This window comes from Paenibacillus sp. FSL H3-0329 (assembly GCF_037963285.1).
GTDB lineage: Bacteria > Bacillota > Bacilli > Paenibacillales > Paenibacillaceae > Paenibacillus_AQ > Paenibacillus_AQ odorifer.
Window position 1 is genome coordinate 1,911,756 of record NZ_CP150150.1, and the last position, 13,388, is coordinate 1,925,143.

A 13,388-nucleotide genomic window follows, 5' to 3' on the forward strand; every position below is an offset into this window, starting at 1 on the left:
TAACGATAGCGTTAGATTACAACTTCTATACTGTGTTGCTCATGCCTTTTTTGGCATCTGTTTTAGTGAAATTAATGAAAGGAGTAACCTAAATGTTTAAAAAGTTGTTTGGTGTTTTACAAAGAGTTGGTAAAGCTCTGATGCTTCCAGTAGCTATTCTGCCTGCGGCAGGTTTGCTTCTTGGAATAGGAAACATGCTGGTAAACCCAGACTTCCTGCAATATGTTCCAGCACTGGAGAACCATGTTGTTCAGGCTGTTGCCAACGTATTGATGAATTCAGGACAAATTGTATTTGATAATCTAGCCTTACTCTTCGCGGTGGGGGTTGCGATAGGTTTAGCCGGGGGTGAAGGTGTTGCGGGTCTAGCTGCCATTATCGGTTTCCTCGTAATGAACATTACGATGGGTACAGTTATTGGTGTTAATGATTACGTTCTAAGCCAAGGCGACTTCTCGTATGCCAGCGTATTAGGGATTCCAACACTGCAAACAGGGGTGTTTGGAGGTATACTCGTCGGTATATTGGCTTCGGCCATGTACAAGCGATTCTTCAAAATTGAGCTTCCTTCTTACCTAGGTTTCTTCGCAGGTAAACGTTTCGTACCGATTATGACGGCGGTAACAGCTCTAATCTTGGGCTTGTTACTGACAATAGTATGGCCACCTATTCAACATGGTCTGAACTATGTGTCACAAAGTATGATTGATACGAACAAAACGCTTGCAGCGTTTATCTTCGGAACGATCGAACGTTCGCTCATTCCTTTTGGACTGCATCACATTTTCTACTCTCCATTCTGGTATGAATTTGGTACCTACGTTGATAAAGCTGGAGAATTGGTACGTGGTGACCAACGGATCTTCATGCAGCAGCTTCGCGATGGAGTAGACTTCACAGCAGGGACATTTACTACGGGTAAATATCCATTCATGATGTTTGGTCTTCCAGCAGCGGCTTTGGCTATCTATCATGAAGCTAAACCACAGAATAAAAAGATCGTCGGAAGTTTGATGATTTCCGCGGCATTGACATCGTTCTTGACAGGGATTACTGAGCCGCTCGAATTCTCGTTCCTATTCGTGGCTCCATTGCTGTTCGCTGTACATGCTGTGTTTGCAGGTCTGTCCTTTATGACTATGCATATTCTTGATGTTAAAATCGGGATGACATTCTCGGGTGGTTTTATCGATTTTGTGCTCTTCGGTATTATCCCGAACCGTACAGCTTGGTGGCTGGTTATTCCGGTAGGTCTGGCCCTTGCCTTAATTTATTACTTCGGCTTCCGGTTTGTAATTCGGAAATTCAATCTTATGACACCGGGTCGTGAAGAAGATACGAATGAAGAAGAAGAAGTGAATACGGAGTCTGTCTCCAGAGCCGGTGATGATCTACCGCGGAACATTTTGTCCGCTCTAGGTGGTAAAGAAAACATCACTCATCTAGACGCTTGTATTACCCGCCTTCGTGTTGAAGTTAAAGATAAGGCAGGCGTAGACAAGAACCGTCTTAAGAAACTTGGTGCATCAGGTGTGCTGGAAGTGGGTAATAACGTTCAAGCGATTTTTGGCACACGTTCAGACACGATTAAATCGCAGATTCAAGATGTGATTAACGGAAAGACACCTGCGGCTTCAGCAGCTCCAGTAGTGGTTACTCCAGAGCCAGAAGAAGAACAACAGGCAGGTGAAGCTGGTGAAGCGATTATCAAGGAAGATATCGTATCTCCAGTAAACGGTGAATTGTTGGATATCACAGAGGTGCCAGATCCAGTATTCTCCCAAAAAATGACGGGCGACGGCTTCGCGTTTCTATCCGAAGATGGGAAAATTGCTTCACCGGTTTACGGTAAGGTATTTAACGTGTTCCCGAGCAAACATGCCATCGGTATTATGTCTGACGGAGGCAAGGAAGTGCTCGTTCATATTGGGGTTAATACGGTTAAGCTTAAAGGTCAAGGCTTCACGGTATTAGTTGAAGAAGGCGATCTTGTAGCGGCTGGGCAACCGATTATGGAAGTGGATTTAGAGTATGTAAAAGCACATGCACCTTCTGTAATCTCACCTGTTATTTTCTCGAATTTACCAGAAGGCTCTTCTGTAACATTGAAGAAGCCGGGTAAGGTTTCTATAGGAGACCAAGACATCATTACGATTCAGTAAAAGTGCAAGGGCCGATGCTTCCTTGTTCATACAAGGAAGCGAAGCTTTCACTATAAATTTAAAATACTCTAATAACAGAAAGCGAGTTGGATAATATTATGCAAAAAACATTCAGAATTGTCGATGAAGATGGAATTCACGCACGTCCAGCAACTGCCTTGGTAAATACAGCAACAAAATTCAAAGGTACAGAAGCATTTGCAGAAGCTAAAGGTAAAAAAGTAACTTTGAAATCCATTCTTGGCGTATTGTCATTGGGTCTTGAAGCTGGAGATACTTTGTCTTTGATTACTGAAGGAAGCGAAGAAGCAGAAGCTTTGAACGCTCTTCAAGAAGTAATGATTAAAGAAGGGCTAGGGGAAATCCATGAATAAGATTTCAGGAATCGCGGCTTCAGCAGGGATTGCAGTAGCCCGTGCTTTTATCCTGAAACATCCGGATTATACGATTACGAAGACAGGTATCAGTGATACTGAAGCAGAAGTCGCTAAGTTGAATGATGCACTCGCCAAATCAAGAGTGGAGCTGCAAACGATTAAAGAGCGTACTTTGGCAGAGCTGGGAGAGAAAAAGGCTGAGATTTTCGAATCACATCTGCTTATTCTTGATGACCCAGAGCTGATCAATCCTGTAATTGATAAAATCCGTGAGGAATCGGTTAACGCGGACTATGCGCTAAACGAAGTGGCTACGCAATTCATTGAGATGTTTGAAAATATGAAGAGTGCCTATCTGCAGGAACGTGCAGCTGACATGCGTGATGTTACCAAGCGCTTGCTGAACCACCTGCTGGGCATTCATTATGTAAGTCCTGCAGAAATCAGTGAAGAAGTAATCGTGATTGCTCAAGATCTAACACCATCGGATACAGCACAGCTTAATCGTAAGTTCGTTAAAGGCTTCACAACGAACATTGGTGGACGGACTTCCCACTCTGCGATTATGGCACGTTCTTTGGAAATTCCAGCGGTTGTTGGAACTAAAACGGTTCTGTCCGAAGTGAATTCTGGCGATTTGGTGATTGTCGATGGTCTGAATGGGGACGTTCTGATCAATCCTAGCGAAGCTGAAGTGGCAGAGTACACTCGCAAGCAGGAAGCTTACGACTTGCAAATCGCAGAATGGAAGAAACTTCGCGACGAACCAACAGTATCAGCAGACGGTAAACATGTTGAGCTAGCTGCCAATATTGGTACACCAAATGATGTGAATGGTGTAATTGAGAATGGTGGCGAAGGTGTAGGTCTGTACCGCACTGAGTTCCTTTACATGGGTCGCGATAAGCTGCCTTCTGAGGAAATCCAATATAACGCCTACCGTACTGTACTTGAGAACATGAAGGGTAAGCCGGTAGTCGTACGTACCCTGGATATCGGTGGCGATAAAGAGCTGCCTTATCTGGACCTTCCGAAGGAAATGAATCCTTTCCTTGGTTTCCGTGCGATCCGTCTGTGCTTGGATCGTCAGGATATTTTCCGTACTCAACTACGTGCATTACTAAGAGCAAGTGTTCACGGGGATCTTCGCATTATGTTCCCTATGATAGCTACGCTTGGTGAATTCCGTGCTGCGCGTGATCTTTTGCTCGAAGAGAAAGCTAAGCTTCGGGAAGAAGGTAAGGAAGTATCAGACAACATTCAGCTCGGCATAATGGTTGAGATTCCATCAACTGCTGTACTGGCTGACCAGTTTGCTAAGGAAGTTGATTTCTTCAGTATCGGTACGAATGATCTTATTCAATATACAATGGCTGCTGACCGTATGAATGAACAGGTATCTTACCTGTATCAGCCTTACAATCCAGCCATCCTGCGTTTGGTCAAAAATGTAATTGATGCAGCCCATGCAGAAGGTAAATGGACAGGGATGTGTGGTGAAATGGCTGGTGACGCAACAGCTATTCCGCTGCTACTGGGTCTTGGTCTTGACGAATTCAGCATGAGTGCAACTTCCATTCTGCCAGCGCGCAGTCAAATTTCTAAATTGTCGGCTGCCGACATGAAGGATTTGGCTGCAAAAGCTTTGCAGCTTGGCACGGCTGAAGAAGTAGCTGCACTTGTTCAAAGTATCGCTAAGTAACTTTTTACGCATGCATTAATCCGTTTTAGCGTTCTACTGTTTTCCAACTACTATTGCCGACTTCCGATGGCTGGAGGTCGGCTTTTTTATGTTTTTTAATCTATAATTTACTTTAATTCGACCTCATTTACTGTTCACTGTTTATTTTCTTTATTGCGCAGATGTCTATACCGATAGTATTAGTAATGAGCATAAAGTCGATAAGGAACCCAAACCTATAAATATGTCGTACATATAATAGTAAGTAAGGATCCATAGAAAGTTTATACTCCATTTGCCGACTTGCAGCGCTGTGCAAGTATTAATATGTAATGAATTGGTAATATATGGACTTATAAGCAACCCCACAGGTTAGGTGGGGAGCCATAGGATGGTGTTAATTCATGAGTAAAAATTATATAAATGCAGAATTGATGATGGAAGTCTATGAGGGTAAGGATTTAGGCTTGACGTATTCAACGGAGTACAGTGTCTTTAAAGTCTGGGCACCTACGGCTCTTGCTGTGTCCCTTGTCCTGTACGAAACAGGTGGTTATCGACTGAATGCTGAGTCACATAAGAGCGCTGTGGACAGTGGTCGGATTGTATATATGCAGCGTAGTAATGGCGGAGTCTGGCAGACCAAGTTATCAGGTGATCTAAAAGGGAAATATTATATGTACCGTGCTGTTTTTGCAGATGGTAATGTGACAGAAGCAGTAGATCCTTATGCAACAGCCGTATCAGCTAATGGTTTAAGATCGGCAATCGTTAATTTGCAGGATACGAATCCAGAACATTGGGATCAGGATGTAGCGCCTCCGTTACAGCATCCTGCCGACGCAGTGATTTATGAACTGCATGTTCGTGATTTCTCCTCACATGAGAGCTCTGGTATGTATTATAAGGGTAAATTCAAAGCATTTACCGAATTTGGTTTAAAGGATCCGGCAGGAAATACAGTGGGGATTGATCATCTGGCTGAATTAGGGATTACCCATGTTCATCTGATGCCGGTATTTGATTTTCAGACCGTGGATGAGCTGAAGGTGGTTAATCGGGGTTCCTCCATAGCTAATGTGGACTACAATTGGGGGTATGATCCCCAGCATTATAATGTACCTGAAGGATCTTACAGCACCGATCCTGCCAATCCTGGCTTGCGGATCCGTGAATTTAAAGAGATGGTGCAGGCCTTGCACAGCCGCGGGATCGCGGTAATTATGGATGTCGTTTACAACCACACTTATGCTGTGGAGAATGGACCTTTTGAGCCGCTTGTCCCAGATTATTTCTATCGCCGCGATTTTATGGGACGTTTGTCGAATGGCTCCGGGGTTGGCAATGAGCTGGCTACAGAACGTCCGATGGTCCGTAAATTTATTAAAGACTCCCTATCTTATTGGGCTGCGGAATATCATATCGATGGTTTCCGGTTTGATCTGATGGGTCTGATGGACAGTGTTACCATGCGGGAGATTACGGAAGAGCTCCGTCTAGAAGTGAATCCGAATCTGTTGCTTTACGGTGAACCTTGGACGGGTGGAGATTCTCCGCTGGCCACTAAAACGCTAAAAGGTGTACAACGGGGTAAGGGTTATGCTGTCTTCAACGATAACTTTCGTTCAGCGATCAAAGGGGATAGTGATGGCTTCGGAAGAGGGTTCGTGACAGGCGAATACGGCAAAGAAGGTGCTATTGCAGCCGGAATTAAAGGAGCAATTCATGAGTTTACGGACTCGCCTGTGGAATCTGTGAACTATGTAACTGCCCATGATAATTTGAATTTATGGGATAAGTTGCTTATCGTTCAAGGGGGGAGCCAGAAAGCTGATTTTCCGGTAATCGCCAACATGGATAACGAGGATCTGGAAGATGCAGTGGCCCTTGCCAATCCATACGTGAATGTAGATCCGGAGAACATTCTCGGTAATGAAACTGTACGTCGTTCCTTGCTTGCTAACGGAATTATTCTGACATCGCAAGGGATACCTTTCCTGCATGCTGGAGATGAGCTCCTGCGCAGTAAATTTGGAGATCATAACAGCTACCGCAGCGGTGACGCGATCAACTCGATCCGCTGGAATATGAAAAGCGTATTTAAGCCCGTATTTCAATATTATAAAGGCCTGATCGAGCTGCGGCGCACACATCCGGCATTTCGTCTGCATGGCCGCCAGGAAATTGAACGTTCGTTGGAATTTCTGCGATGTGATGGCGGAATAGTATCGTATCTTCTTAGAGGCCATGCAGGAGGCGATCTTTGGAACAATATAACCGTTATCTTCAATGCTAATAATGATCGAATGACGGTGGCTCTTCCTGAGATTTCTAACGGGTGGAGTATAGTAGTAGACCATACCCGTGCCGGGATAGAAGCCATCCGCAGAATCGAAGGCAATGAGGTAGAGGTGGAAGGGTTGTCGATGATGGTCCTTTATGATGAATGTGGTGAGCCAGCCCCACGCTCTAAAATCATCGAAATACACTATGAACGCCCAGATCGGAATTACCAAGGCTGGAATCTTTGGGTTTGGGATACAGGAATCCAGGATGGACAATGCGATTTCCGATATATGGAGAACGGGCGTGCAGTAGCCCGCATCGAAGTGCTGCCAGATACCCAATCCATCGGATATATTTTGCGGCTTAATGATTGGGAAGAAAAAGATGGAGACGGAGACCGCTTCATTGATTGTTCTACGAATGGAGAGTTAACCAAGGTCTTAGTTCGGGATCGTGATCAGGAGATTGATGGAATTTCAGAGGATCATCTTCGGTTAAGCAGTTAGTGGCAATACAAAAAAAAGCTGTTTCAGGGTTGATTGTATCCTGAGACAGCTTTTTATTTGGTTTTATGGTTTTACAATGGTCTGGTCAGCAAACTCTTCGTCCACAAGCTCATAGTAAAGATTGGCTTTATTGCCACCATGGTCTTTGGAGCGGTACATCGCCAAATCGGCGGCACGCAGCAGTTCATTGATACTGCTTCCATGTTCAGGAAATAAAGCTACTCCGATACTCGCGGAGGTGTGGAAGCTGGACCCGTTATCAACAGACCAAGACTTATTGAACAGTTTAAGTAACCGCTGCAGCGTTTCATCAAGCATCTCTGGAGAAGTGAATCGATGCAGTACAACTGCGAATTCATCTCCGCCGATCCGGAAGGCCTGACCTATTCCTTTGACTGTATGCTGAAGTTCACGGGAGAGCAGCTGAAGAAATTCGTCTCCAGCCAGATGGCCTAAGGTATCATTTAGCTGCTTGAATCTGTCACAATCCAGCAGGGCCAGTGCAATTTTTTGCTTCCGTTCTTCGGGTTGTGTGATAAGGTTCTCCATATACATTTTGAAATGAGCCCTGTTGGGAATCGCTGTTAAATGATCATAGAAGGCTAGCTTATGTAGTCGTTCTTCGTATTGTTTTCGCTGGGTAATTTCTCGAGATAACAGCATGAATTGTGCTGGGAATTTACGGCTGCCGAGAACAGGTGACACCTTAGTTTCAAGCCATACCCATTGGCCTTCTGCTCCGCGCATGCGCAGTTCTGAAATGCGCGGGGTTCCCTGAACCACGCTCTTTAATTTAGCCCAGGCAATCTCCGGTTCACGTATGTAGTTGGATAACGGATCTCCTTTTTTAGGCACATAGCCTAGAATACTGGAGTGTGAGGGGGAAGCGTATAGAATCAACCCGTTAGGATCCGTCAAAATAATGAAATCAGACATGGTTTCACCGATTAGCTGATAAAGTGTTTGTTCTTCCAGCATTTCATTCTGGAGCCAGATGATTTTGCGTCCAAGGTAAATAATGACCAGGAGAAACACAAGTAAGAGGAGCGAATATAGGGAGAACAAAGCGCTTTTTTTATCCTTAAAACCGTCCGTTACTTGCAAGGCGTAGTTGCCAATCAAGTCCTCTGCTTGATCGAGATGTGCTCTAGCTTCATTGAATTGCGAGTTTAGGGTGAGCGCAGAATATGAATCCGGATTCCAGCTACTCTTCGTCCGTTCCGTTATTAGCGTATGCCCTGAATTTTTCCACATGACAATGGTAGTTTCGAAGGAGTGCAGCTCGTTTTTTAATTCGGAAAGGATAATTACACTTTGTTTCATATCACTGTAAGGTTTTTTTATAGCGTTGATATTTGCTCTTGCTAGACTTATTCGTTCCTGCGCTTGAAGATTATTATCTATAAACTCCGTAGTGAACTGTTCACCTTCCGCGGCTGTTAGGTTTGGACCCATTGCGATTTGCAAGGCTACAGCAGCTTGATGCAGATCACGATCGGCGCTTAGTATGAGCTTAGAGTTCTGATATATATCATCATAAAGAGAATCTGACAATCTATTAATAGTGTGATTTAAATAGAGTAGCGAGGACACGCTGATCCCGACCAGAAGGACGGAGATTGCAGCGAAGACATAGAATAGTTTGCGTGTTACCTTAAATTCGAAGAACCCTGCCACAGTCATCTTCTCCCTGTATAAGATGATTAAGTAAATCTATTGCTGCTTAAGTAGAACCTGCAGAAGTCAATCTATGGTCAGGCGTAATTTAAATCAGTCACTGATGTTTGAAGGTGCTTTTGGAATAAAAGAGGTGTTGTATACATAGTGGGAAAACATAGGAAAGTGTACGTGTGAGTAAATGGTAGTTTCTAGTATATCAAGTATATAGGACGTGCTGCTTATAGAGCAATCTTTACTCATAATAATCCAAAAGACAAAATTTAAAGTTTAATGTATGGGCCTATTGAATTATCTATATTCAAACCGATGGATCCTATTACCCCACTCGATCATAAATGATACGGCTTACAGTTGCTGAAAAAAACTGCCCTTAGTCATAATGACTACAGGAAAGCTAATCATTCATTATTTGTTACGCAGTGCGTGAATGGGGTGAAGTCGTGCGGCTTTGTTCGCAGGCATCATTCCAAAAATCACGCCTGCCCGCCCCGATGCCAATCCAGCTTGTCAAAACGACAGATTTTGCATATAATAAAGAGACATATCTCTTGTAGTAAAGAGATACCTGACAATTAGCATGAATTGTGAAATGCAGTGATGGAGAAGAGTACACAGTGCCTGACTTACAGGGAGGAGACGCCGCGGATTGAGAGCGTTTCTAAGAAGCAGAGCTGTCGAAGTTCACTCCGGAGCAGTTCCCTGAATTCCTTAAGCTGTCTAATAGGGAAGGGTAGGGGATACCGGTCACAGACCGTTATTTCTGTATAAAGTGAGATAGGTATCTGTCCAGCCAAAAGAGGGAATGAAGCTCTTAAGGGGAACAGATCAGCTTGTCTAACAAGGGTGGTACCACGGTCTTTTCGTCCCTTACCGGGAGGAAAGGCCTTTTTTTGTTGAACTAGACAATGATTGAAGGGGGCTGTACACGGCCATGAAAGAGAAGTTGGAAGCATTGAAGGTTGAAGCGCTGGCTAAGCTGCAGGAGGTTATGGATCCGCAGGTACTAAATGATTTAAGAGTGAAGTATCTCGGTAAAAAAGGTGAGCTTACAGAGGTTCTGCGCGGTATGGGAGGACTTAGTGCTGAGGAGCGTCCGGTAATCGGGCAAGTGGCGAATCAGGTTCGCAGTGCTATTGAGGAGATTATCGGCGCGAAGCAGGAGGCTTTTCAAGAGCAGGAAACCCAGCAACGTTTGCAGGCTGAAAAAGTAGATGTAACCTTACCGGGTCGCCGTTTACAGCAAGGGGGCATTCACCCGCTTAGCAGAGTCGTACAGGAGATTGAGGATATTTTTACCGGCATGGGCTACCGTGTAGCTGAAGGTCCGGAAGTGGAGACCGATTATTATAACTTTGAAGCTCTAAATCTGCCTAAGAATCACCCGGCACGTGATATGCAGGATTCTTTCTATTTAACAGATGACCTGCTAATGCGCACTCAAACCTCGCCAGTACAGATTCGTACTATGCAGGCTATGAACGGTGAAGCTCCTGTTAAAATCATCTGTCCGGGTAAAGTATTCCGCCGTGATGATGATGATGCAACGCATTCCTTCCAGTTCCACCAAATCGAAGGTTTGGTCATTGGAAGTAACATTCGAATGAGTGATCTGAAGGGCACCCTGCAACAATTTGTGCAGGAGATGTTTGGACCGAATACAGGCATTCGTCTTCGTCCGAGCTTTTTCCCATTCACGGAGCCAAGTGTTGAAGTAGACGTAAGCTGCTTCAAATGTGGTGGCGATGGCTGCAGACTATGCAAGCAAAGTGGATGGTTAGAAATCCTTGGCGCAGGTATGGTACACCCGAATGTACTGAAAATGGGTGGCTATGATCCTGCTGAATACAGCGGCTTCGCCTTCGGAATGGGTGTAGAGCGGATTGCAATGCTTAAATACGGCATCGATGACATCCGTCATTTCTATAGTAATGATATGAGTTTTGTGAAGCAGTTCAAGGGCGTTTAGTTATTGTGGTGCGCTGGCTGTTAGTGGCTGGAGAATGGGTTTTGGAGCATCTGATTTCCTTGTAGGGACCGTCCTTAATAGTGTGTAGCTGAAATTGAGTGCACTTCATCCGTTCTCCCACAGGAAGCAGCACGAACGACAGTGAAATAAATACATCTGAAACATAAAGGAAGTGAGCGGATATGAAAGTATCAACCGGATGGTTGGCTGATTATACATCGATTGAAGGAGTAACCGCCGAACAGCTAGCGGAGAAGATTACCGCTGCCGGCATTGAGATTGACGGCGTAGAGCGCCGCAATAAAGGCATTTCCGGCATCGTAACCGGCTATGTGAAATCAAAGGAAAAACATCCTGATGCCGACAAGCTGAACGTATGTATCGTGGATGCGGGCCAAGATGAGGATCTACAAATCGTCTGCGGCGCAAAAAATGTAGCTGCAGGTCAAACTGTACCTGTAGCACTGGTCGGTGCTAAGCTGCCAGGACTGGATATCAAAAAAGCCAAGCTGCGCGGCGTCCTATCGCAAGGGATGATCTGCTCGGCCAAAGAATTGGGACTGAATGATAAATTGCTTCCAAAAGAGCAACAAGAAGGTATTCTTGTGCTGCCTGAAGGGACAGAGATTGGTCAGGATATTTCCAAGGTCCTCGGCTTAGATGACGAGATTCTGGAATTCGATCTGACTCCGAACCGTTCGGATTGCCTCAGTATGATTGGTGCTGCTTATGAAGTAAGTGCGATTCTTGGGCGTGAAGTTAAATTGCCTGATCCAAAAAGCGAAATTATTGAGATCAGTGGTCCTGCTGCGGATTCCATTTCCGTCAAGATTGAAGATGAAGAATACTGCAGCCATTATGCAGTTCGTTATATTGCAGGTGTTAAACCTGCACCATCACCGCTGTGGATTCAGAATCGTCTGATGGCTGCTGGGGTTCGTCCAATTAATAATATCGTGGACATTACCAATTACGTGATGCTGGAATATGGACAGCCGCTGCATGCTTTTGATGCAGATAAAGTGCAAGGTGGAGAACTCGGCGTTCGTCTTGCCCATGAAGGTGAAGTTTTGGTTACACTTGACGGTCAAGAGCGTAAGCTAGAGCCGCAAATGCTCGTTATCGCTGATGGAGTTAAAGCTGTAGGTCTGGCCGGAGTAATGGGTGGACGGGATACAGAGGTTACTGCTGAGACGGTAAACCTTGTTCTGGAATCTGCTAAGTTTGATGGTGGTACGATTCGTAAAACCTCGCGTCAATTGGGACTTCGCTCTGAAGCCTCCCTTCGTTTCGAGAAGGAAGTGGATCCAAGTGCAGTTATTCCTGCATTGAACCGTGCAGCAGTGCTGATTGCACGTTATGCTGGCGGATCGGTCCATGAAGGCATCGTGCAAGCAGGAACTGATGCTGTTCAAGAGAAGGTTCTCACCTTGTCCTTAGAGAAACTGAATCGTTATCTGGGAACGGATTTGTCCTTGCTGGAAGTGAAGACATTGTTTGGCCGCCTACACTTCAAATGCGGAGATACCGCACAAGGGCTGATTGAAGTTCAAGTCCCAACCAGACGTGGCGATATCAGCTATGATGTTGATCTTATTGAAGAAATTGCCCGCCTGTACGGATATGACAATATTCCAACGACTCTAATTGAAGGAATTACAACGCCAGGAGCACTAACTCACAAGCAAGCGCTCCGTCGTGAACTGCGCCGCTTATTGTCACATGGCGGTTACCAAGAGGTGATGGGTTACTCCTTCATCCAGCCGCAACAAAGCACAATGTTCCCTGCGTTATCAGAAGGAGCAGTAGCGGTGAAGCTGGCTATGCCGATGAGTGAAGAACGCAGCGTACTGCGTACCAGCCTTCTTCCGCAACTATTGGATATTGCCAGCTACAATACCAATCGTCGTCAAAGCGACTTGGCATTGTTTGAAATCGGCAACGTCTTCTTCACGGATGAAGAACAGCTGACTCGCCAACCACGCGAACTGCCAGTGCTGGGGCTGTTGCTTAGCGGAAGCTTAACAGTGAAGCAATGGAATGTTTCGGCACAGCCTGTGGACTTCTTTGATTTGAAGGGTGCGCTGGAAACGGTATTTGCTCATTTAGGGCTGACTGATAAAATCGTCTATGTGGGAGACAGTCCAGAAGGATTTCATCCTGGGCGTTCCGCATCGGTATATTTACTCGGGAACGAGGGCCGTGTGAAGATCGGAACGATGGGGCAGATTCATCCGGATCTGCAAAGACAGCTGGATCTGGTGGATACTTATGCGGCAGAAATTTTATTGCAGCCGTTATATGAAAGTGCGCAAAGCCGTTTGCAATATAATGAGCTTCCGCGTTTCCCGGGAATGGAACGGGATATTGCTGTGGTCGTGGATTCCGCTGTACCAGCGGGCGATCTGCTGGCTTCCATCCGTGATAACGGAGGTACTTTGCTCCAGTCCGTACAGGTATTTGACGTGTACACTGGCGGTAAGCTGGAGAGTGGAAAGAAGAGCATCGCGATCTCACTGCTGTATCGTCATAGTGAACATACATTGACTGATGAAGAAGTAGGAGAGGTGCATGAGAAGGTATTAGCATCTCTTCAACAAACTTTTGGTGCAGAATTAAGAAAGTAGCAGGAATTGTGTAAAGCCGCAGCGAATCCATTTAGAAACTGAGATTCGCTGCGGTTTTTTCTAGGTAGAGTGCAAAGCGGAGAATATCAGCCATAATCTATTG

The 13,388-nt window shown here is 45.3% G+C and carries 7 protein-coding genes and 1 other annotated feature; of the genes, 6 read left to right on the forward strand and 1 reads right to left on the reverse strand.

The window, feature by feature from the left end; all coding sequences use genetic code 11:
- The first annotated feature begins 92 nt into the window (after window positions 1-92).
- The 4 genes from ptsG (at window position 93) to pulA (ending at window position 7,012) form a co-directional block, all read left to right on the forward strand.
- The gene (gene ptsG, locus NSQ66_RS08190; protein ID WP_036683572.1) at window positions 93-2,162 is read left to right on the forward strand and encodes a glucose-specific PTS transporter subunit IIBC; all 2,070 of its coding nucleotides are present in this window, start codon (window positions 93-95) and stop codon (window positions 2,160-2,162) included.
- A 98-nt stretch (window positions 2,163-2,260) separates the two neighbouring features.
- The gene (locus NSQ66_RS08195; protein WP_036683569.1) at window positions 2,261-2,536 is read left to right on the forward strand and encodes an HPr family phosphocarrier protein; all 276 of its coding nucleotides are present in this window, start codon (window positions 2,261-2,263) and stop codon (window positions 2,534-2,536) included.
- The gene (gene ptsP / locus NSQ66_RS08200) at window positions 2,529-4,241 is read left to right on the forward strand and encodes a phosphoenolpyruvate--protein phosphotransferase (protein WP_036683566.1); all 1,713 of its coding nucleotides are present in this window, start codon (window positions 2,529-2,531) and stop codon (window positions 4,239-4,241) included. The genes NSQ66_RS08195 and ptsP overlap by 8 nt, the downstream gene beginning before the upstream one ends.
- Before the next feature lie 383 nt (window positions 4,242-4,624).
- Window positions 4,625-7,012: a type I pullulanase gene (pulA, locus tag NSQ66_RS08205; protein ID WP_076141376.1), complete on the forward strand. Its 2,388-nt coding sequence runs from the start codon at window positions 4,625-4,627 to the stop codon at window positions 7,010-7,012.
- A 63-nt stretch (window positions 7,013-7,075) separates the two neighbouring features.
- Here the strand turns inward: pulA and NSQ66_RS08210 are convergent, their stop codons facing one another.
- Window positions 7,076-8,689 (reverse strand): sensor domain-containing diguanylate cyclase, encoded by a 1,614-nt coding sequence (locus NSQ66_RS08210; RefSeq protein WP_076141377.1) that lies wholly within the window; start codon window positions 8,687-8,689, stop codon window positions 7,076-7,078.
- Between the two features lie 588 nt (window positions 8,690-9,277).
- Window positions 9,278-9,563: a binding site (T-box leader), on the forward strand.
- A 60-nt stretch (window positions 9,564-9,623) separates the two neighbouring features.
- On the opposite strand from NSQ66_RS08210, the gene pheS reads away from it, so the two are divergent.
- Window positions 9,624-10,658: a phenylalanine--tRNA ligase subunit alpha gene (pheS, locus tag NSQ66_RS08215; protein WP_036683561.1), complete on the forward strand. Its 1,035-nt coding sequence runs from the start codon at window positions 9,624-9,626 to the stop codon at window positions 10,656-10,658.
- 182 nt (window positions 10,659-10,840) lie between these two features.
- Window positions 10,841-13,285 carry a phenylalanine--tRNA ligase subunit beta gene (gene pheT, locus NSQ66_RS08220; RefSeq protein WP_036683558.1) on the forward strand — a complete coding sequence of 815 codons (2,445 nt, stop codon included), beginning with the start codon at window positions 10,841-10,843 and terminating at the stop codon, window positions 13,283-13,285.
- The last annotated feature ends 103 nt before the right edge of the window (window positions 13,286-13,388 follow it).

Coding starts and splice junctions, on each gene's coding strand:
- ptsG (WP_036683572.1), top strand. CDS start 93: ATGTTTAAAAAGTTGTTTGGTGTTTTACAAAGAGTTGGTAAAGCTCTG.
- NSQ66_RS08195 (WP_036683569.1), top strand. CDS start 2,261: ATGCAAAAAACATTCAGAATTGTCGATGAAGATGGAATTCACGCACGT.
- ptsP (WP_036683566.1), top strand. CDS start 2,529: ATGAATAAGATTTCAGGAATCGCGGCTTCAGCAGGGATTGCAGTAGCC.
- pulA (WP_076141376.1), top strand. CDS start 4,625: ATGAGTAAAAATTATATAAATGCAGAATTGATGATGGAAGTCTATGAG.
- pheS (WP_036683561.1), top strand. CDS start 9,624: ATGAAAGAGAAGTTGGAAGCATTGAAGGTTGAAGCGCTGGCTAAGCTG.
- pheT (WP_036683558.1), top strand. CDS start 10,841: ATGAAAGTATCAACCGGATGGTTGGCTGATTATACATCGATTGAAGGA.